This is a genomic window from Desulfovibrio diazotrophicus, assembly GCF_902498985.2.
Taxonomy (GTDB): domain Bacteria; phylum Desulfobacterota; class Desulfovibrionia; order Desulfovibrionales; family Desulfovibrionaceae; genus Desulfovibrio; species Desulfovibrio legallii.
This window is the reverse complement of sequence record NZ_OX346397.1, coordinates 2,031,856-2,051,888: the sequence shown is the minus strand read 5'-3', so window position 1 is coordinate 2,051,888 and position 20,033 is coordinate 2,031,856. Positions and strand designations below refer to the sequence as shown.

Annotated in this window: 18 protein-coding genes; 7 read left to right on the top strand and 11 right to left on the bottom strand. The window is 63.5% G+C overall.

The genetic code is table 11. The annotated features are described in order from the left end of the window. Positions 1-2 precede the first annotated feature (2 nt). From J7I12_RS08885 to dsrA, 9 genes are all read right to left on the bottom strand, one after another. Positions 3-1,679: a cytidine 5'-phosphate N-acetylneuraminic acid synthetase gene (locus tag J7I12_RS08885; RefSeq protein ID WP_118229313.1), complete on the bottom strand. Its 1,677-nt coding sequence runs from the start codon at positions 1,677-1,679 to the stop codon at positions 3-5. A 65-nt stretch (positions 1,680-1,744) separates the two neighbouring features. Further along, complete coding sequence (locus J7I12_RS08880; protein WP_118229312.1) at positions 1,745-2,932, bottom strand: DegT/DnrJ/EryC1/StrS family aminotransferase; 1,188 nt, start codon at positions 2,930-2,932, stop codon at positions 1,745-1,747. Positions 2,933-3,091: 159 nt separating this feature from the next. Beyond that, positions 3,092-4,171 (bottom strand): iron-containing alcohol dehydrogenase family protein, encoded by a 1,080-nt coding sequence (locus J7I12_RS08875; RefSeq protein WP_118229311.1) that lies wholly within the window; start codon positions 4,169-4,171, stop codon positions 3,092-3,094. A gap of 306 nt (positions 4,172-4,477) precedes the next feature. After that, complete coding sequence (locus J7I12_RS08870) at positions 4,478-5,023, bottom strand: NADPH-dependent FMN reductase (protein WP_118229310.1); 546 nt, start codon at positions 5,021-5,023, stop codon at positions 4,478-4,480. 104 nt (positions 5,024-5,127) lie between these two features. Beyond that, positions 5,128-5,535: a thioesterase family protein gene (locus J7I12_RS08865; RefSeq protein WP_118229309.1), complete on the bottom strand. Its 408-nt coding sequence runs from the start codon at positions 5,533-5,535 to the stop codon at positions 5,128-5,130. Positions 5,536-5,833: 298 nt separating this feature from the next. After that, positions 5,834-6,418 (bottom strand): AmmeMemoRadiSam system protein A, encoded by a 585-nt coding sequence (amrA, locus tag J7I12_RS08860; RefSeq protein WP_118229308.1) that lies wholly within the window; start codon positions 6,416-6,418, stop codon positions 5,834-5,836. 398 nt (positions 6,419-6,816) lie between these two features. Beyond that, the gene (locus tag J7I12_RS08855; RefSeq protein ID WP_118229307.1) at positions 6,817-7,053 is read right to left on the bottom strand and encodes a dissimilatory sulfite reductase D family protein; all 237 of its coding nucleotides are present in this window, start codon (positions 7,051-7,053) and stop codon (positions 6,817-6,819) included. A 55-nt stretch (positions 7,054-7,108) separates the two neighbouring features. Next, positions 7,109-8,254 (bottom strand): dissimilatory-type sulfite reductase subunit beta, encoded by a 1,146-nt coding sequence (gene dsrB, locus J7I12_RS08850; protein ID WP_118229306.1) that lies wholly within the window; start codon positions 8,252-8,254, stop codon positions 7,109-7,111. 18 nt (positions 8,255-8,272) lie between these two features. After that, the gene (gene dsrA, locus J7I12_RS08845) at positions 8,273-9,586 is read right to left on the bottom strand and encodes a dissimilatory-type sulfite reductase subunit alpha (RefSeq protein ID WP_118229305.1); all 1,314 of its coding nucleotides are present in this window, start codon (positions 9,584-9,586) and stop codon (positions 8,273-8,275) included. A gap of 617 nt (positions 9,587-10,203) precedes the next feature. Here dsrA and J7I12_RS08840 point away from each other — a divergent pair. Genes J7I12_RS08840 through J7I12_RS08830 form a run of 3 tightly spaced genes read left to right on the top strand, consistent with a single transcriptional unit; the run spans position 10,204 to position 12,112 of the window. Further along, a complete protein-coding gene (locus tag J7I12_RS08840) occupies positions 10,204-10,473 on the top strand; it encodes a hypothetical protein (protein WP_118229304.1) in 270 nt (89 codons plus the stop codon). Then, positions 10,470-11,390 carry a hypothetical protein gene (locus J7I12_RS08835; RefSeq protein WP_302548446.1) on the top strand — a complete coding sequence of 307 codons (921 nt, stop codon included), beginning with the start codon at positions 10,470-10,472 and terminating at the stop codon, positions 11,388-11,390. The genes J7I12_RS08840 and J7I12_RS08835 overlap by 4 nt, the downstream gene beginning before the upstream one ends. Further along, a complete protein-coding gene (locus tag J7I12_RS08830; protein ID WP_165450890.1) occupies positions 11,387-12,112 on the top strand; it encodes a septal ring lytic transglycosylase RlpA family protein in 726 nt (241 codons plus the stop codon). The genes J7I12_RS08835 and J7I12_RS08830 overlap by 4 nt, the downstream gene beginning before the upstream one ends. Positions 12,113-12,469: 357 nt before the next feature. Here J7I12_RS08830 and J7I12_RS08825 read toward each other — a convergent pair whose 3' ends face one another. Continuing rightward, complete coding sequence (locus J7I12_RS08825) at positions 12,470-13,249, bottom strand: phosphodiester glycosidase family protein (RefSeq protein WP_118229439.1); 780 nt, start codon at positions 13,247-13,249, stop codon at positions 12,470-12,472. Between the two features lie 613 nt (positions 13,250-13,862). Here J7I12_RS08825 and J7I12_RS08820 point away from each other — a divergent pair. The 3 genes from J7I12_RS08820 to J7I12_RS08810 are packed head-to-tail and all read left to right on the top strand — an operon-like array spanning position 13,863 to position 17,713. Beyond that, on the top strand, positions 13,863-14,774 hold the full coding sequence (locus tag J7I12_RS08820) for a methylenetetrahydrofolate reductase (RefSeq protein WP_118229438.1): 912 nt from the start codon (positions 13,863-13,865) through the stop codon (positions 14,772-14,774). After that, complete coding sequence (locus J7I12_RS08815) at positions 14,756-17,017, top strand: CotH kinase family protein (protein ID WP_302548448.1); 2,262 nt, start codon at positions 14,756-14,758, stop codon at positions 17,015-17,017. The genes J7I12_RS08820 and J7I12_RS08815 overlap by 19 nt, the downstream gene beginning before the upstream one ends. A 36-nt stretch (positions 17,018-17,053) precedes the next feature. Then, positions 17,054-17,713, top strand: coding sequence for a DUF4956 domain-containing protein (locus J7I12_RS08810; protein ID WP_118229301.1), 660 nt, complete (start codon positions 17,054-17,056; stop codon positions 17,711-17,713). Here J7I12_RS08810 and J7I12_RS08805 read toward each other — a convergent pair. After that, entirely contained in the window at positions 17,710-18,429 is a 720-nt protein-coding gene (locus J7I12_RS08805; RefSeq protein WP_288908179.1) for a polyphosphate polymerase domain-containing protein, read from the bottom strand. The two genes, J7I12_RS08810 and J7I12_RS08805, sit on opposite strands and share 4 nt — an antisense overlap. A gap of 97 nt (positions 18,430-18,526) precedes the next feature. Here J7I12_RS08805 and J7I12_RS08800 point away from each other — a divergent pair, with 97 nt between their 5' ends. Beyond that, on the top strand, positions 18,527-19,906 hold the full coding sequence (locus J7I12_RS08800; protein WP_118229299.1) for an MFS transporter: 1,380 nt from the start codon (positions 18,527-18,529) through the stop codon (positions 19,904-19,906). Positions 19,907-20,033 lie beyond the last annotated feature (127 nt).

The window sequence follows — 20,033 nt, the reverse complement described above, 5'->3', positions numbered from 1 at the left end:
CCTCAGGGTTGTGGTGCGGGGGTGGGCGCGGCGGCGGGGGCTTCGGCCAGCAGGTCGAGCATAAGGCGTACTACACGGGCCTTGTTGCCGGTAAAATCCAGGGCGTCTTGACGGCTCCAGAAGCGTTGGCGCCGGGGCGTTTTGAGCATGGCCAGGAAGACGTTGCGGATCTTGGCGTCGCTGACCCGGTCCATAAGGCCCAGGAAGGCGAAGCCGTTGCGCGGACGGGCAAAGGTGTGGCGGGCCTCGCGTTCGTGATGGGCCAGGACCATGCCGGGCACGCGCATGTGGGCCAGCTCGTAGACCGTGCGCCCCGCGGAACAGATGGCCAGGTCCGCGCCTTCCATCATGCGGCTCATGACGTTGGTGGCCCAGGTGAACTCCACCAGGGGATTTCTGAGGGCGGCCAAGTGGGCCTCCATGCCTTGCTTGTGGGCGTAACCTGGTCCGGCCACCAGGCGGATGGTGATGCCGTAAGCCCGGCAGATGGGCTCAATGACGTCCAGCACCCGGCGGGAGCAGTTGTTCTGGTCCGTACCGCCAAAGGTAATGAGCACGGTTTTGACCTGTGGCCGAAAGGAATTGCGCGCGGCGGCCAGAAATTCGTCCCGCAGACAGAAATAGGCGGGCCCGCAGCGCAGGCGGTCGGTAGAGCGGCGGTCTTCATAGAGGGCGTTGACAATCAGGCGGGCCCAGTCCGCGCCGGGGCCCTCGTCCTCAAAATTGACGCAGCGCGCGCCGGCGGCCGTGAGCCGGGCCATATAGGCCGTGGTGGTGTTGAGGATATCGTTGACCACCAGGTCCGGCCGCAGACGCAGCACGGTTGCGGCCAGGTCTTCAGGCCCCTGGCGGACGATTTTGTAGTCGCGGCGGGCGATATTTTCCACAGCCAGTTCGCTTTCGCGGGTGCAGACAAAGGTGATTTTGTGGTTGGTGATCTCGTGCGCCAGCATCAGGGCGCGAAAGACGTGCCCCATGCCGATGGCAGGCCAGCCCGCCACCACAAAGACCACGTGCCGACGCTGGAGCAGGTGCTCGCAGATCCACCAGTCCTGATAGCCCTGGATTTCAATGCCCCGGTCGTTGAGGAAGTAGGGCACGATTCTGCCCCGCGCGTAGCGCAGGGGGGCGCTGCCCGCGCTGTCGCGCAGGAGGGCCAGGCGCAGGATGATCAGGGCGCGGCTTTCCACCACCAGCGTCTGTTCGCCCTGGTGGTCCGCATCCTGGCTGAGCAGGCTTTCCAGCCCTTCGCCGCGCACGTTCCAGAGGCGCTGGCGCATCTCCTTGACCGTGACCAGGCTGTCCGCGCCGCTGCGGCAGTATTTTTTCCAGGCGTCTTCCACGTCCACCCAGGTGAGCAGGGGGCAGGAGGCCCGCAAAATAACGGCGTGCTCGTAGGCGGCGGCCAGTTCTGCCAGCAGGCCGCGCATTTCGGCCACAATGTCCAGGCTGGTGAAGTGCAGGTCGCGGTTCCAGCGAAAGCCCACGCCCGCGCGTTCGCAGATGAGTGCAATCTCCTGGCTGTCGGTAAGGACCACGATGTCCGTGCCGGGCAGCACGCTGCGGGCCGTGTTGATGGCCCGCTCCACCAGGGTGACGCCCGCCAGTCGCTTGACCAGCTGATCGGGGATGACGGCGTTCTTTTTGATGGCCGGAATGATGATGCAGCGTTCTTTCACGGGGAACCTATGGGTCTGACGGGCGGGCAGGGGCGGAAGCCTCGCGCCGCCCCTGCAGACCTTTTTCAGCGCAGCGCGGCGAGAACCTCGCGGCTGGCGGCGAGCATGTAGTTGAAGTCCTCCTCCGGCATCCAGTGCTGGAAGGGGAAGGAAATCATGCTGTCAAAAAAGGCGTCGGCATTGGGACAATGGGCCGTGCCCAGGCCCTGACGCCGGTAGTAGTCATAGCGGTCCAGGGGAATGTACTGCACCACGCATTTGACGCCCTTGTCGTCGTGCATGGCGCGGATGAAGCGGTCGCGCGCTTCCGGCCCCGTGGTCATGCGGGCGGCCAGCAGGTGGTAGTTGTGCCGCCGGGTGTCCACGCGGTGGAATTCCAGCTCAGGAAAGTCCGCCAGGCCGTCGATAAAGCGCAGGGCCCTGGCGCGCTTTTCGTCGTTGATCTGGTCGATGCGTTCCAGCAGTTTGGCCCCCAGGGCGCATTCCACTTCGCCCAGGCAGTAGTTGTTGGGCTGGAGCATGCGGCCGTCCAGCAGGGGCATGTCCACATTGCCCATGGCCGGCTTCCAGTAGTCTGGGCGCGCAAAGTCGTAGGCGCAGTGGCCGTTGTGGCGCAGGGCCGGCACCAGGGCCGCCAGCTTGGGGTCGCGAACATAGAGCATGCCGCCTTCGCCCAGGGTGGTGAGGTTTTTGTGTGAATGGAAGGAAAACACAGCCATGTCGCCAAAACTGCCGGCCTTTTTGCCGCCTACTTCCGTGCCGATGGCCTGGGCCGCGTCCTCGATGAGGATGAGGCCACGTTCCCGGCACAGGGCGGCGATTTCGGGCATATCCGCCACGTAGCCGTAGAGGTGCACCACCACCACGGCCTTTGTGCGCGGCGTGAGGGCTTTTTCAATGTCGGCGACCGTGACCACGCGGGTGTGCAGGTCCACGTCCGCCCAGACCAGCCGCGCGCCTTTTTTGACATACGGATAGGCCGAGGCCGTGAAGGTGTGCGAAGGCATGACCACTTCGTCGCCGGGGGTAAAGCAGCAGAGCTGGGCCGACATTTCCAGCGCGGCGCAGCCGTTCATGGTGGTGAAGCAACTGCCTTGGGCCACGCCCTGGTATGCGGCAAATTTGCTTTCAAAGGCGCGCATGTATTCCCCCTGGGTCAGGGGGTCGGCATGGCGCATGGCCTCCACCACCACGGCGATTTCCTCTTCCGTGTAACGGATGGCGCGGCCGCTGAAATTGATTTTGAGATCCATGGTTGCTCCTTGCCGGATTATCGGGCCGGATTATCGGCCGGAGGCTTTGGGCCGGGATTGTAGGCCTGCCGCCTTGGGGCGGGTCGGACGCGCCGCCGCCCCCGGACCGCCCCGCCAAAGGCGGCAGCGGCCCCGCAGGGCGACAGCCTGGACGCCGCGTCACATGCGCTTGAAGCGGGCCGTGACGTTTTCTTTGGTGAGGATTTTTTTGAAGTCCGGCCCCAGACGGTTGGTCAGGGGTTTTTCGTGCACAATGCTGGCCGCGTACAGGGCGTCGAACTGGGCGTCAGTAAGCCCGCGGCAGATGCCCTTGGGCAAATCAATGCCCTGGCGCTCCATCATGGTCATGAAGTCTTTGTATTCCTGCGGATAAATGTCTTCCAGCACGCTCAGGGCATGGCAGTTGGCCACGCCGTGGTGCATGTGCAGCACCATGCTGAGCCCGGCGGAAAGGGGATGCACCACACCCACGAATCCGGCGGCCATGCCGCCCAGAAATGAGGCGATCATGAGCTTTTCACGGTTTTCGTCGCTCATCATGTCTGCCGAAAGAAAAACCTGCTTGCAGAGGTCAATGGCCTTTTCGGCCAAAGAGTCCACCACCACGTTGCGGTAGGAGCCCGTGATGCTCTCAAAGCAGTGCATATACGTATCAATGCCTGTGTAAAAAAACTGGTTGCGGGGCACGCTGGCCGTGAGGTCCGGGTCCAGCAGAACCTGGTCAAACATGGTGAAGTCGCTGTTCATGCCCAGCTTGATGTTCCTGACCTCGTTGCAGACAATGCCCGTGCGCGAGGTTTCGGAACCTGTGCCCGAAAGCGTGGGCACGGCTATTTTGTACGGGGCGGGATTTTTGACCAGTTCCCAGCCCTGGTAGTCCTCGGCCTTGCCGGGATTGGTCAGAAGGTTGCCCACACACTTGCAGGTGTCCATGGTGCAGCCGCCGCCAAAAGCCAGCATGGCGCAGGGCGTGGCCCCCTGCAAAAAAGTCTTGACCTGTGCGGTGTAGGCGTCCACGCCCTCGGTGGTGGGTTCCTCACTGCTGTCCACATAGACGAGCATGTCTCTGCTTTCCATCGGCAGGCGCGAGGCCAGGTCTTTGCCTTCAAAATAATGGTCCAGAAAAAACACCGCCGGCCCGGCCTGCGCCTTGCGCCGCACGGCCAGCAGATCCCCCAGCTGCGACAGGGATCCTTTGCCGATCATATAATAACCCACATTTTTCGCATTGCGATACATGGCCGTGTGTCCTCCGAAGAGTTTGTTTTTGTGGGGGGAAGAGAACTGTTATGCACAAAAGCTCTCTTCCCCCACCTCCCCACCCGGCAAAAACTTTTCCGTTCAGGGGCGCCACAGGCGTGCCCTGAACCAAAAGTCAGGAAGGGCTCCCGCGCCTGCGGCGCGGAGTTTTCCGGGCATACGCCATCCGCGCTGTACTGGCAAGCATGCGATGTTATGCTGCTTTTTCAGCATGTTAATGGCTATTTTCAGGCGGCTTTAAGGCATTGCAACATTGAGAAGAGCTATTCTCAAGGCCGATCTGCTTTAGGCGCGCAGTTGCCGGGTCCGGTCCGCCAGGGCCTGCATGAGGTCAGCCACCTGTTTGGTCAGGCCCGGTTCCTGCACGTCGCCGTTATCCGCAAAGGCCGGACCAAAGGCGTTGGAGAAGACCTCCGGTTTGTTCAGCAGGCACAGGTTCAGGTATACGCAGACCTGCCGCAGGTGGTATTGGCTGCGGCTGCTGCCCATGCCCCCGCCCGCGCCCAGCAGGCAGGCGGCCTTGCCGTTGAGCGGGGCCAAATTGGGTTCGCGCGAGAGCCAGTCCAGGGCATTTTTCAGGGCCGGGGCCAGGGAATAGTTGTATTCCGGGCAGGCCAGCACCAGGGCGTCCGCCCTGCTGACCTGCTCAATCAGGGCTTGCGCGGCCTTGGGCTTTTCCAGGTCGGCATTATAGAACGGCAAGGCGCTGATGTCGGCAATTTCCATACGTACGCCCGCCGGCAGATGGGCCGCGCAGCAGCGCAGCAGCCCCGTATTGCGCGAGGCCTGCCGCAAGCTGCCGGAAATGCCCACAAAGGTCAGATCAGCCATAATAACTCCTTATCTATATATACGGCGGCGCGGGAATGTCCGCTTCCGCCTGCCCGGCGGGCGTCTGCTGACGCAACCGCCGGGCATTGCAGGGTTGCAATGCTCTACGCCGGGGCCTGGCCTTTGGCCTGAGCCCGCGCCTCAAACTTTTCGCGCAGCACCACCACGCGCTGATGCGTGCCCTCGCCGATGAGCCCGGCGGCATCGTAGGCGGCCACCTTGAAGCTCAGGCCTTTGCCGTTGGGCGAAACGTCCGTGAGCTCGGCCTCAAAGCGTACTGCCATGCCGCAGGGCGTGGCTGCCAGATGTGCAACCTGGATGCCCGTGCCCACGGTAGTCTGGCCGTCTTCCAACAGGCCCTGCACCACTTCTACGGCCGTGGCCTCCATCCAGGCCACCATCATGGCCGTGGAAAAAACGTCCACCAAACCACTGCCCACACTGCTGGCCAGCATGGCCGGGGTCACCACCAGTTCTTTGCGGCCGTGCAGGCCGGGGACCAACTTGCTCATGCGTCACTCTCTCTGGCTGAAAACGGCGGGACTACCCCCGCCTGGCGTTCCAAGCTCATTGCTGTTGTAGCCCAGGCCCGGCCCGCGCCACAAGGGGGGGGCGCCCCATGCCCCAGCCCATAATCGGGGGGATACTCCGTCCAAAGACGGCAGCGCTGCGGTTTATATCCGGCTCTCTGGAGACAATATCCCTGTCTTTCGGGCAAAGCGCCCTGCGCGGTTGCGGGGGAGAAACGTTTTTTACAGCATGGGGCGTGTGGGGAGAGGGAGCCCTCCCCCCACAACTCTTCTGATTTTGTCACGCTGCCGCGTCCGGCACGGGAAAGACCAGGGCTTCATACCAGAAAAGGCGCGCGCCGGGTTTGCGCCAGGAGTCCGGGGGCAGGCCAGCCTTGCGGCAGAGGTTTTCCAGATAGGCGGCGCGGTCCCAGCCTTGTTCCACGGGCACTTGCGGCAGGAACACGCCACTGTGACCGTTGTACTGGAGCACGAGGCCGTGGCGGCCTACCTGCACGGCCTGCGGGTCGGGGCAGAGGGTTGGTTCATCCAGAACAGAGATTTCCAGGTGGGTTTGGGGCCATTCCGGGGCGGTGAGGGGCGGAAAGCGCGGATCCTGAAACGCCGCTGCGGCGGCCATGTGCCAGACAGTGGCGTAGAGGGCTTCGTGCCCGATGATATTGCCGATGCAGCCGCGCAAGCCGTGGTTGATGGTGAGGGTGACAAAAGCCCCCAGGCTGCGGGTCAGAACGTCGTCGGGCAGACCTTGCGGCGGCGCGGGCGGCGTGGAGGAATAAACGCCTGCCAGCCCGGCCTCAATGGCGGTGCGGGCCTGGTGGCCCAGAAATGTTTTGTCCGCAGGGGTAAGGCTGAAGGAGAGGGGCATGTGACCTCCTTGCCGCGGGCGCAGGGGGAAGCACGGGCGGGTTTGCCGAATCTGCGTCAAGGGTCGGGCAAACGCCGTTGCAAGGTTTCTCTGAGCGAACATTGCGCCCGCGCGACACGCCCGACCTGCGGCGGACGGATGGACGGAGCGCCGCGAGTGGCGGGGCAGCGCAGGCCCGCTGCGCTGCAAGCAAGAAATGCCACAACAGGGTTGCGGCATCACTTGTAAAGGGCTCGTCAACAGGTGCAAGACCGCCAGGCCGGTCCGGCCTGCGCTGCACCTGTGTAGGGCGGACGCCCCCGCGCAACGCCGGGGTATTCCGCCAACAATCGCTTGTGCTGCGGTTACGTCCGGGCGTGCCTGGCGGCCGGATTTTCCTGGAGCGTCCCCAGGGCTCGCTAGTCTTCGCCTTCAGCGTGGCTCTGCTTGCCCGCGCCCTTGAGGCCGTACATGGTGGTGGAGCCGGAGGACCAGAATTCCAGCACCTCTTCGTTCACCAGCTTGGTGAGCACCTTTTTGACGTCGCGGGGGCCTTTGTCCGGAAAAAGCTCCAGAAAGTCCTTGAAATAGAACTTGGACTTGGCTGCGGATTTGCTTTTCAGAAAGTCGATAACAACGTCTTTGTCGTCAGCCATGATGTTCTCCTGTCCCGGCGGCGCTGGTGCGCCGCCGGGGTTAGAGGGATAAAGCCTAGAACTTGAACTGCGTGCTCTGCCGCCAGGTGTAGTAGGCAGGGTCACGGAAGTCGTCAATGAGGTGGTGGGTGAACTCCAGGCCGGTGAGCTTGAAGAAGGTTTCCCAGCCGATGCGTTCCGCCCAGGAGCCCAGGCGTTCGTACTTATTGGCGTTGGCCGCATAGACCTCGACAATGTGCTTCACGGTCTTGGTCAGGGTAGGCCAGCGGGGCGGTTCGTTGGGGATGTAGCCCACGACCACCTTGGAGAACTTGGGCATGGTGATGCGGTTGGAAACCTTGCCGCCCACCATGATGGCAATGCCGTCGCCCTCGCCGTCAGAAATGGGCAGGGCAGGGCACATGGTGTAGCAGTTGCCGCAGTACATGCAGCGGTCTTCCTTGATGGCGATGGAGTTCACTTTCTTGCCGTCGTGTTCCACCTTGGTGGGGCGCACGGCGGCGGTGGGGCAGGCGGCCACGGCCAGCGGAATTTCGCAGAGCTGGTCGGCCCACTCATGGTCCACCATGGGGGGCTTGCGGTGGATGCCCACCAGGCCGATGTCGGAGCAGTGCACCGCGCCGCACATGTTGATGCAGCAGGCCAGGGCGATGCGCACAGGGGCGGGCAGGCGCATGCTCTTGAAGTCTTCAAACACGGTGTCCATGACGGCCTTGACCGGGCCGGAGGCGTCGGTGGCCGGGGTATGGCAGTGCACCCAGCCCTGGGTGTGGACCATGTTGCTGATGCCGGCGCCGGTGCCGCCCACGGGGAACTTGAAGGAGCCGCCGTCAAACTTGCGGCTGTTCAGGTCGTCGCGCAGGGCCTTCATGGCGGCTTCGTCTTCCACCATGAATTCGATGTTGTTACGGGTGGTCCAGCGCAGGTAGCCGCCACAGTACTTGTCGGCGATGTCGCACAGCTCACGGATGTGGGTGATGGACATGGTGCGGGTGCCGCCCACGCGGACGGTGTAGCACTTGGCGCCGCCTTCGGCTACGTGCAGCAGCACGCCGGGCTCAAGAATTTCATGATAGAGCCACTTGCCGAAGTTGTTTTTGATGACCGGCGGAAAATAGTCGTCGTACTTGTGGGGGCCGATGTCGGTAATGCGGCCTTCCATCGGTTTTTCGGGATTGTACCCGGAAGAAATAAAAGCCATGTTCTTCTCCCCCTTTGACTAGCGTTGATGGCGTTTGCGGTAAGCAGCGAGGTCGCGTTTCCAGCCGCCGGGCACTTCTTCTTCTTTGAAGAAGATATACGGGTTGGAGCGCGGTTCTTTCACATGGTAGGCGGCGGCCGGGGTGTCGGTCACTTCCAGCAGCTTCTGGAAGGAGAGACGCTTCATGGTTTCGCCCACGCGTTCGCGGTTTTTGCCTTCTTCCATCCACCAGTCCCAAATCTTTTCGATGACTTCTTTGACGTCATCGTAAGGGGCTTCACAGGAGATGAAGGGCACCAGCAGCGAACCCATCTGCGCGCCGTCCACCACCGGGGCCTTGGCGCCCACCAGGATGCTGGCGCCGCGTTCGTCGCCGATGTGCAGGGCGCGGGGCATGGTGTTGATGCAGTGCATGCAGCGCACGCAGTCGGCGGTCTTGATGCTGAGCTTGGAGCCGTCCCACTTCATGCACTTGCTCGGGCAGAGGTCGACCACTTCCTTCTGGATGTCGAACTTGCCCCAGTCGCGTCCGGCGTGGGCGCCGGCATTGGGAGAGAACTCGCCGGCCACATAAGCCTTGACGGCTTCCTGGTCGATTTTGATGTCGTCCTTCCAGGTGCCCACCACGGCGAAGTCGGAACGCGCCATGGCGCACACGCAGCCGTTGGGGCAACCGTCGAACTTGAACTTGAACTTGTAGGGGAAGGCGGGACGGTGCAGCTCATCCTGATAATCAATGGTGAGCTGGTAGCACATGTCCTGCGTGTTGTAACAGGCGTATTCGCAGCGGGACATGCCAAGGCAGGCTTCGGGCGTACGCAGGTTGGAGCCGGAGCCGCCGAGGTCCACGTGCATTTTGTGGGTCAGCTCGTGGAACACTTCCTCAAGCTGGGGGGTCTGGGTGCCCAGCAGCACGATGTCGCCGGTGGAGCCGTGCATGTTGGTCAGACCGGAACCGCGCAGATCCCAGATATCGCACAGGTCGCGCAGGAACTTGCTGTGGTAGTATTTGCCCGAAGGCTGTGCCACGCGCATGGTGTGGAAGTGGGCCACGCCGGGGAACATCTGGGGCTGGTCGCAGTACCGGCCGATAACGCCGCCGCCGTAACCGAACACGCCCACAATGCCGCCGTGCTTCCAGTGGGTTTCCTTTTCGTTGTAGGAAAGCTCAAGCACACCCAGCAGGTCTTCGGGGCAGTCCGCGGGGATCTGGTAGTCCAGTCCCTTGGGATTCTTGGCCCGATAGGCCGCTTCCTGTTTGATGTCGGACACAAAGCTCGGCCAGGGGCCGCTTTCCAGCTGGTCCAACAGGGGGGTTGCATGTTTCGCCATTGCCATACCTCCACATGGTTTGTTTGTATCACGCTGCAGCGTGACGTGCCGGTCAACTACAGGGATCCGGCGCAGCGGTCCGGCGCAGCAAACCGGCGCAGCGAGCCGCATGGCGGGCGGCCGGGGTGTGCCGGGCAGAAAGGCCGTCACAACCTTCAAGCCATCCCCGGACTGCCGCCGGAATAATCCGCCCTTAAAAAACGGGCGCGCGCGGGGCGCGAGCCAAGAGCGATCCGGGCATCGGCCCCCATCGGGCCGCAACGCGGTCAAAGCCCTGTATACGTCATTTCTGCCCTGATGACAACCGGGGTGCCCCGTCGGGCGCAAAGCCCCGCTGCAAGCCCGTGAAATGCGGCTTTTGCGCTGCCGGAAAGCCTGTAACATTCCACGGGGCGCGGTGTTGCCCAACGGCGACACCTTTTGCTTTCCCCTTTTTTTGCAAAAATGGCAATGAATTTTTGCGTTATTGTGCAATCTTTCACAATATAGTGGGGCGCAACCCTTGGCAAAGCGCTTCGGTGCGTTTATACTGCTTCAGTCCGCAGCCGCGCGGACGCATTGTCCCGCGGCCTTTTTTGCGACAAACGCACAATGCACCAGCCTGCGACGAGGCGCGCATGAGAGACCAGCTCGGTTTGTATTACCATCCCCAGGCGGGCGACACGCAGTCGCGCGTCTATGTGCGACGCGGCCCTGACGGCGAGGTGGAATTTCGCCTCTGGCGGGCCGACCATCCCGAAGTGTGGGAACGTCATCCCTGGCTCAGCCTGGCCGTGGTGCGGCAGGCTGCCCAGCTCTACCAGCAGGAGCGCAACGGCGAGGCCGACCCCCTGCGCCTTTACGACCTGGCCGTGGCCCGCGCCCTGCTCAAGGAGGCCGAAGCGTGAACGGAGGCTGGCTGGTGGCCAACCGGGATTTTTTGGTGCGCGACCTGGTGCGCGACTACTGCACTGTCTACAGCCTGCTGGCTGATCAGCGCCGCCGCTTTGAAGCGGACGGGGCCGTTTCGTACAGCGCTTTGCGCGACCTGCTGGGCGAATCCATGCGCAAGGGCGTGTTCTGGCGGCTCAAGGACACGGCCCACCATCTTTTTCGCAACACGCCCCATGCCGTGGATCTCACCGAAGCCGACGCGCCGCCCCCCCCGGACGGCGACCCCGCTCCACGGACGCTTCCCGACGGTACGGACGACCCCCGCGCCCTGGAGGCCCTTATAGATTGGTGCGTGGGCTATGCTTTTCACGAATGCGCCAAGCTCAAGGAAGACGCCTTTCAGGGTCAGCACTACGCCAACCGTCTGGTGCAGATAGCCCGCAGCATGACCGTCAGCGTCGAGGCCTACAATCCCCTGCGGGGCCTGGGCGGGCAGACTGCCGAAAGCTCCACCCGCGAGCTGGCCCGCATCATGCACGTGCTGGGGCACGGCCTGCGCCTGCTGGCCCGCTATCTGGCGGCAGAGCGGCAAAACACCCGTCTGGCCCGCTGGCTGGCCAGTGAAGAAGCCTTGGCCGCCAAAGCCTTCGGCCCCAGTTATAACCTGCTTTTGGACGCCCTTTACGACAGCGACCGCGAACGCCTCTATCTTCTGGCCGCCCGCGACTTTCTGGAAGCGGGCCGCCGCGCTCCGGCTCTGGGCCTGCTCCTCCGCGCCCGCGCCGCCGGTCATCTGGGCATGGAGGGGCACAAGCTGCTGGCAAGCCTCAGTCAGACGGAAGAGAAAAACAATCCCGGCGTGTGCGCCGAATGTGGCCGTAACAGCCCTTTGCCTTGCCTCTGCGGCCTGGAGGGGCCCGCGTGCTCCTGAAAAAGAAACCTTCATCGGCCGTCCGCCTTTGGGCCTTGTGCGCCCTGACGGCGTTGCTCTGCTGCGCCCTGCTGGCCGGCTGCGGGGGTCGCTCCTCCTGGCGCAAGGGCGGCGTGCGGGGCACCAAGCCCTATACCGTGCGCGGCAAAACCTATTATCCCCTCAAATCCGCCCACGGTTTTGTGGAAGAAGGCGTGGCCTCCTGGTATGGCCCCGGCTTTCACGGACGCACCACCGCCAACGGCGAGCGCTACAACCAGTATGCCATGACTGCGGCCCACAAGCTGCTGCCCCTGGGCACGCAGGTGCGCGTTACCCACCTGGGCAATGGCCGCAGCGTTATCGTGCGCATCAATGACCGCGGCCCTTTTGTGGGCGACAGGGTTATTGATCTTTCCCGCGCGGCGGCCAGCCGCCTGCAGATCCTCGGCCCCGGCACCGGCCGCGTGCGCGTGCAGAGCCTGGGCGGCGTGGACCGCATGCGCGACGACGGCGATCTGGCCGGGGATTTTTATGTCCAGGTGGGGGCCTTTGCCCAACGCGCCAATGCCGACGCGCTGATCAGCATTCTGAGCCGTGCCGGGCACCGCGGCCGCCTGGTCTATGGCAGCAACAGCCTCTGGAACGTTCAGGTGGGCCCCTGGCCGGACACCTTTATCGCCCAGCAGAAGCTCGCGGCCTTCCGCGCGCTGTATCCCAGCGCCTTTGTGGTGGGAGATTAAGACATTGCAAGGTTGCACTGCCCTGGCGGCTGCATAAGCAGGCCCGCCGTGGAGGCACAAGCGCAGCTGCAGCCGTTGCGACGCAGGATTTTAGCCCGTTGCGGCGAAGGAAGGTACGGGCAAAGACAGCAGCGCTATGCAGTTGCGCGCTTGAGCGCCGGAACGAGCGTGCCGTAACTTTTGCAACTGCCTATTCTTAAAGCTAATCTGCGCTAGAGCAATTAGCGAATGAAATGAGCTAACTGCTCTGCAAGAATTTTCTTGAAAATCCTTGCCACAAAATGCGAGAAGGCAGGCTTTTGCCTGCCGTAAGCGAGCATTTCAAGTGTTAAATGCGCTAAAAGGAGGGGCCCCGCCTCAGCGGCGGCGCGCGCCCAGCACATTGGGCAGCAGGGCGCGCAGGTCGCCGGTCACCAGCAGTCCGGCGGCGCTTTGGCCCACCAGCTCCCGCGTGAGCGCCGGAGAGCGCACCAGCAGCCCGGCCTGGCCGCCGCCTTCCACATACATGACCGTGCGCACGTTGAGCGGCAGGTGCAGCAGTTGCTGGGCAAAGGCGTAGGCCTCCACGGGCTGGCGACAGTGCAGAAAAAGAATCTGCCCTTCTCCGTCCACAGCCACGGCTGAAATGGAATAGAGCGGCCCCCCCGGCGACCAGAGAATGCGGCGGTCCGCGCTGATCATGCGGTAGTTCTGCACCACCAGGCGGTAGCGCTTGAGCTGCTCCTCCCAGCCGGGGGCGTCCTTGTCCAGAATGGTGGCGCGCGGCAGATCCGCCGCATGGGGGCCGGCCACAAAAAAGGCTCCGAAACGCCGCACCAGGCGGCCGTTGTTGACGTGCGCGTCCTCCCGCATATAGCCCGTGCTGGTCAGGCCGTCGGGCAGATACATGCTGGCGTTGATGGCGGCGGCAAGGCCGTACTGTTCGCCCCACTGGCTCAATGTCCGGGGCGGGCCGCCGTCCAGGGAGCGGGCGCAGAGTACAAAGTCGAAGCGTTGCGGGTCAATGCGCAGGGCCGTCAGCTGGGCTTCGCTCTCATGGAGCTGAAATTCACCGAAGAGCAGCCCCGGCTCCAGCTCCCGCCAGGCGGCGCGGCCGGCGCTGTCCACCCCGCCCTGGGGCGGCGCGGCGGGCGGCATGGCCGCTTCGGCCTGCGGCGGAGATTCCGGCGCTGGCAACGCGGCGTCTGCGGGCAGCGCAACCGCCCCTTCCTCAGAGTGTGCGGGCCCTGTGGCCGCTTGGGGCTGCGGTACCGCGGGCGGGGCGAGGTTTTCGGCCGGCGGCGCAAGCCTTGCAGAGGACGGCACGGCCGCTGCGGACGGCGCGGGTGGAACCGGTGAAGGCTGCAGGGCCGCAGGCCCTTGCGCGGGCGGCGTTTGCGAGGCAGAAATGGCCGCCGTCGGCGCGTCCGCGCCAGGCCGCGTGGGTCCATGGGCCGCGGCAAACCAGAGCAGCGCTATGCTGCACAAACCCGCCGCGAACCAGAATGCCCGCCGCTTCCGCCTGTGGGGGCGGGTCGGCCTGCCGGCCGAAGCCGGGTTTGCTGCGTGCGCATTTTTTGCTGCCATACTGCCCCTGCTGCCTCAGAATTACGACCAGACGTCATTTTTGGCAAGCCGGGTCCGGCCTGTTTTTGTTCAGCCCGTATTCTACCATGGCGGCAGCCTTGACATATCAGCTTATCTTGATGCAGTTATTAAGTATCCCGCTAACGCCATCTTGGTGTATCGTATCTTTGAGAAGGACGGCAGTATGAACATTGGCCGAAAAATCCGCGCCGCCGGCGCGCCTTTTTGTTCCCTGGAATTTTTTCCGCCCGCGGATGCGGCCCAGCTGCCGGAATTTTACGCCACGGTGGAGCGTCTGCGCGGCCTGGCCCCGCTGTTTGTTTCGGTAACCTACGGCGCGGGCGGCGCACGGCAGCAGAACACCCTCACCGTCACCACGGAACTGGCCCGGCGCGGTCTCACGGCCATGGCCCACCTCACCTGCGTGGGGGCGGAGGCGGCGTCCATCGCGGCCTTTGTAGCTGCCCTGCGCGCCGCCGGGGTGGATAATGTACTGGCCCTGCGCGGCGATCCGCCCGCCCGCCAGGCCGGCGACCAGCCCTGGGACTGGAGCCGGGCGCGCTTTCGTCACGCGGCGGACCTGGTGGCCTTTGTGCGCGAGCGCGAACCGGGTATGGGCATAGGGGTAGCAGCCTACCCCGCGCCGCATCCCGAATCCCCCTCCTTTGCCGAAGACCGTCGCCGCACGGCGGAAAAGCTCCGGGCCGGCGCGGACTTTGCTTTGAGCCAGCTTTTTTTTGACGCCCGCGAGTATGAAGATCTGGTGGCCCATTTGCGCGCCCAGGGCATTGCCATCCCCATTGTGCCGGGCATTCTGCCCATCCAGAGCTTTGACTCCTTACGCCGGGTGCTTTCCCTGTGCGGCGCCAACATCCCCGGCAAACTTTATCTGGACCTGGAAGCCGCCGATGCCAGGGGCGGCGCGCAGGCCGTGCGCGACGTGGGTCTGGACTTTGCCGTGCGACAGATCCGCCGTCTGCTGGACAGCGGCGCACCCGGCATCCATTTGTACACCCTCAACAAGGCCGAGCTCTGCCTGCGCCTGGCGCAGGAGGCTGGGTTGGCCTGCGGACAGCCATGCGCAACGCGCTCCTGACGCTGTTTGTCGTTGCCCTGCTGGCCTGCGTGGGTGTTGCCTCGCTGACGCCGGAAGCGGCCCGCCAGAGCTCGCCTGCCAGCGCAGAACCCACCCAGAGGGAAAGCGTTTGCACCCAGGTCACCCAGGCCGCCCAGAGCCTGCTGGCGCCGCAGTTCCATCCCGCAGAGCATTTTTTTGCGGAGCCCGTCACCGTAACCCTGTCCACGCCGCAGGCCCAGACCCGTATTCACTACACCCTTGACGGTTCCGAGCCTACGCCGCAAAGCCCTGTGTACGCCGCGCCTCTTGTCCTGACGCCGCAACAGAACACCACCTGCGTGGCGATCAGGGCCATGGCCGTGGCCCAAGGCCGGACCAGTGCCGTCAGCACGCACAGTTATTTTTTTGATTCCCACATTGCCGAGCGGTTTTCGTCCTACGTCGTTTCCCTTTCCACAAACCCGGCCAACCTCTACGACGATGACCGCGGCATCCTGGTGCCGGGCAAACGGCGCGCGCTCTCCGAGGCGCAATACCCGGAACGCCCGCCCGAAGCCCATGACGCCAACTACAAGGGCCGTGGGCGCGCATGGGAGCGCCCCGTCCATGTGGAAGTCTTCAGCCCGGAGGGCACACGTCTTCTGGAGCAGCAGGCCGGGCTGCGGGTTTTTGGCGGCGTTTCACGCGCGGCAGCGCAAAAGTCCTTGCGGCTTGTGGCTCGCAAAAGCTATGCCGGGGGACGTGGCAAGTTTCCCTATCCTTTTTTCCCGGAGCTGGCTGACCCGGCCGCCCCGCGCCCCGTTCTTTCCTTTGACGGGCTGGTGCTCAGCAACGGCGGCCAGGACCTGGAAGACGCTCAGCTGCGCACGCCCCTGCTTTCCCGCCTGGCGGCCGAGGCCGGTTACCCCTGGGTGGCCCCGGTTGATTCCGCCGCCGTCTTCCTCAACGGCGTCTACTATGGGCACGCCTTCCTGACCACAAGGGTGGACGACAGCTTTCTGGCCGATCTTCTGGATGTGCCCAGAAAGGACATCACTGTACTGGGCGGCGGCGTGCGGGAGCTGCGTGCATCTCATAAGTATCCGCGTTTGCTGCATCTTTATGAGATAAAAACGTTTCGCGAACTTGCCCTGGACTGTGCAAACCGTCCTGCGGACGTCACGCTGCCGGCGGCTGTTGCCCGGCAAATAGATGTGGACAATCTGCTTTTCTACTACGCCATAGAAATCTATCTGGACAACCGGGACTGGCCCGACGACCAGAACAACACCAAAGTCTGGCGCTACAGCGGCGACGCGCCCCAGCCTCTGCCGGAACTGGACGGCCGCTGGCGCTATGTGCTCTACGACTTGGACGCCACCACCATGAGCCCCTGGCACGGCATGAAAAAGCCCGACAACCCCAGCCTTGCGCGGGTCATGGAAAAAAGTCCGATTTTTGCCGCCTTGCTTAAGCAGCCCCAGTTGGCGGCACAGTTTGCCAACAATATGTGTGACATGGCTTTTGCCCACTTTACTCCCGACAAGGTCCGCAAGGGTATGACGGCTCTGGAGGCCCGCAGCCAAAAAGAAGTCCGTTACGCGGCCCAATACGGCGCATACAGCCCGCCTGGCCTGTGGCAAACCATCACCACAGGTCGACAAAACATCCTGCATTTCTTTGAAAAACGTCCAGAAGCTGTGCTGCGCGAGCTGCGCGCCGCCTTCGGCTATACCGATCTCTATGCGGTGAGGGTTCAGGGCCGGGCCCGCTGCAACACTGTGGGGGGAGAAAACCCCGCGGGCTGGTATTTTGTAGAAAACTCCGTTATCATAGAACCTTTGCTGTTGCCTGGCACTGCCCTGGACCATTGGGAGGTCAATGGCCTTGTGCGCCGAGGGGCAACCCTGACGGTTTCCGCCAAAGACGCCGTGGACGGCCGCGTGCAGGTCAGGCTGGTGAGCCGGCCGGCCCCTGTGCCCTTTGTGCTGGAGGACGCCTACGACCAGGATGTCCTGTGCGGTTTTGTTCTGCATAACATCAGTGCGGCGCCGCAGCGCGCGGACGGCCTCTACCTGAGCGACAGGCTGGACAGGCCGCGTAAATTTTCTGTGAAGGATCTGGTGCTGCAGCCCGGCGAGCGCGTCCGATTTGTGGGCAAGAAACATCACCATGCCAAAGCGCTGCTGCAGCGCAACGTCAACTTCAACCCCAGGCGGGGTGAAACCGTCTATCTGCGCGACGGATCCGGAAACATCCTTTCCTCCGTTCGCGTGCGGTAACGCGCCCACTCCGCTCCGGGCCCGCCCTGGTGCCCCATGACCGAAGAAATCCGCCAGATCCTGCTTCTGCTGTCACAACAGGAGAGCCTCGGCCTTGTTTCCCTGGCCACCACCCTGGCCGTAGCCCTGGGCTGCGGTCTGGCCATCTATCTGCTCTACAAATATTTTTACCGCGGCGTGGTCTACAGCGAAAATTTCGGCGTCCTGCTTTTGCTGGTCAGCGGCGTCACGGCCTTTATTATTATTACTATCGGCACCAACTTTGTGCTTTCGCTGGGCATGGTGGGCGCGCTCTCCATTGTCCGCTTCCGCGCGCCGGTCAAGGATCCCCTGGATGTGGGCTTTCTGTATTGGAGCATCGCCGCCGGGCTCACCGCCGGGGCGCGGCTGTACACGGTGGCCATCTTCGGCACGGCAGTGCTGGGGCTGGTCTACATCCTCATGAATTACGCGCGCAAGGAAAAGCGCGTTTTCCTGCTCATCCTGCGCTACGCCACCGAGGTCGATGCGGCTGTCGCCGCCCTGCTCACGCCCCTCAAGGGCAAGCTGAAAAACAAAAGCTGCCGCAACGGGCTGACGGAACTGACCCTGGAAGTCCGGCTCAAAAACAGCCGGACCGTTTTTCTGGAAACCCTGGCCGCCGCCCCTGGCGTGGAAACCGCCACATTGGTGGAGTACAACGGCGATTACGTTTAACTGCAGCCGTGCTCCATGAGGCAGAATCGGGCCATGACGTATTTGGAGATGGCCAACTGGTTGAACTCCATGCCCGCGAACAAACCGGCCACCACGCTGGGCAGAAAACCGTCGCATTTCAGTTCCAGAATGACCAGCCCGTCCGTCTGCACGGGCAAAGAAAACGCAGCGCCGGGCCGGGCGGCCCGCAGGTTGTTGTCAAACGTCACACGCACATTGCCCGGCGTATAGCTGAAAGCCTCGCGGTCGTAGTCCACCCGCACCACCGGCCGCAGCCAGGACCGCAGCCAGGCGGCGTACAGCGCCCGCCACACCGGCGCATCCTCCCCGGCAGCACAGGCGCAATCTCCCCGATTCAGCCGTTCAAACTGCGCCGCATTGAGCCAGGTCTGCTCCTTGCGGGAAAGATCGCCGCACTTGTGCTTGCGCTCCAGCCGCGCCTGCGCCGTGGCGCCGTTGTACCAGCGTACCCGCCATTTGTCCCGCACCAGCGCCCCGCACTGCTTCTGCCGCAGGGCCGTGTCGTAGATATCGTCAAAATACAGGCTGCTGATGTGGTAGGGGCCGTCCTGCGAATACGCGTCCGGACACAGCAGCCAGGCCACCCTTTGCCGCAGCACGGCCGCGTCGGACGGAGTAAGGTAGTATTTGCGCTCTTGGCGAAAGCCAAGCTGCGCGGCGGGCGCGTGCCGGGGCAGGGGCGACGGGAAGGACATTTTTTTATGTTACATTTTGATGTCAAGCGAGTAAAGCGCGCCGCACCTGACCACAAGCCATATTGACCGCCCGCTGTCACACAGGGTAGGTTGCGCCATGTCCAGTGCCATTCAGAAAGGCCATGGCAGTCTGCTCCTGGCCGTATGCGCTTCCCTTTTTTGTATGCCCTTTATGATGGCAGGGGTTAACGCCGTACTGCCGCCTCTGGGCCTCAGTCTGCACGCCAGCGCGCGCGAACTGGGCCTCATGGGGGCCTTTTACGCCATGGGGCTTGCCGTATTTCAGCTGGCGGGCGGCAGCCTGGGCGATATCTGGGGCTACCGCCGCGTTTTCCTCTGGGGCGTGGGCATTTTTGCCGCCACCGGCGCTTTGCTCGGCTTTGTGAACTCTGTGCCCGCTTTCCTGGCCCTGCGTTTTGTGCAGGGCGTGGGCGGGGCCATGTTCAACGCCTGCGGCCTGGCCCTGTTGGCCTCGGCCGCGCCCGAAGGCAAACGCGCCTCTTACCTGGGCTACAGCGGTTCGGCCGTTTACGCCGGCATTGCCTGCGGCCCGCCCCTGGCCGGACTTGTGGCCGGCAATCTGAGCTGGCGCTGGCTGTTCTGGGGCAATGCCCTGGCCTGTGTGGGCGTGTTCCTGCTTATGCGCTGCGCCGTGCGCCTGGACTGGAGCCCCGCCAAAGACAAGTCCTTTGATTGGAAAGGCTGCAGCGTCTATGCCGCGGCCATGACCGCCCTGACCTTCGGCTCTTCCGAGCTGGCCGACGCCCCGGCCCTGGCCGGGGGCCTGCTGGCGGGCTTCGTCCTTTTGCTGGCCCTGTTCTGCCGTATGGAGCTCCACAGTCCCCATCCCCTGTTGGACCTGCGTCTTTTGGCCCGCAACAGGGTCTTTGCCCTTTCCTCCCTGGCGGCCTTCATCAACTACAGCTCGTTTTTCGGGGTCATGTTTTTTTTCAGCCTCTATCTGCAGCTGGGCCGGGGCTGCAGTGTAGAGCAAGCCGGGCTTTTTTTGGCCGCGCAGTCCCTTATCCAGGCCCTGACCACCCCCTTGGCCGCCCGGCTCTGCGCCGCCTTTCCTCCGGGCCGGGTCAGCGCTGTGGGCGTGGCCCTCTGCGGTCTGGGCCTGCTGGTCTGCGGCTTCCTGCGGCTGGATTCGCCCTACTGGCTGCTGTTTGCGGCTATGGGCCTGCTGGGTTCGGGCATCAGCCTTTTTGCCCTGCCCAATACCACCATCATTCTGGAAAGCGCAGGCCGGGACCATGTGGGGCAGGCCTCAGGCCTCACCGGCGCGGTGCGCACGGGCGGGCAGCTCATCAACATGGCCTGCATCACCCTGACGTTGGGCTTTTTTCTGGGCGACCAGCCCGCCGGTCCTGAAAATATTGACGCCTTCATGGCCGCCATGCGGCTGGACCTGACCATCTTCGGTCTGCTTAACCTTCTGGCCGTGGGCTGCGTTCTGGCCCGCAACCGCAGTTAGCGCATATTTCCTTTACGTGTGTTGCCTCAGGGCGCGTTCCACGCGAGGCTGCCGCAGCCCCGCGCCAGGAAAATTCCTCAGGCTTTTTCTTTGTGCCGCCGCTTGCGGCGTTCTTTTTCTTCAAGCA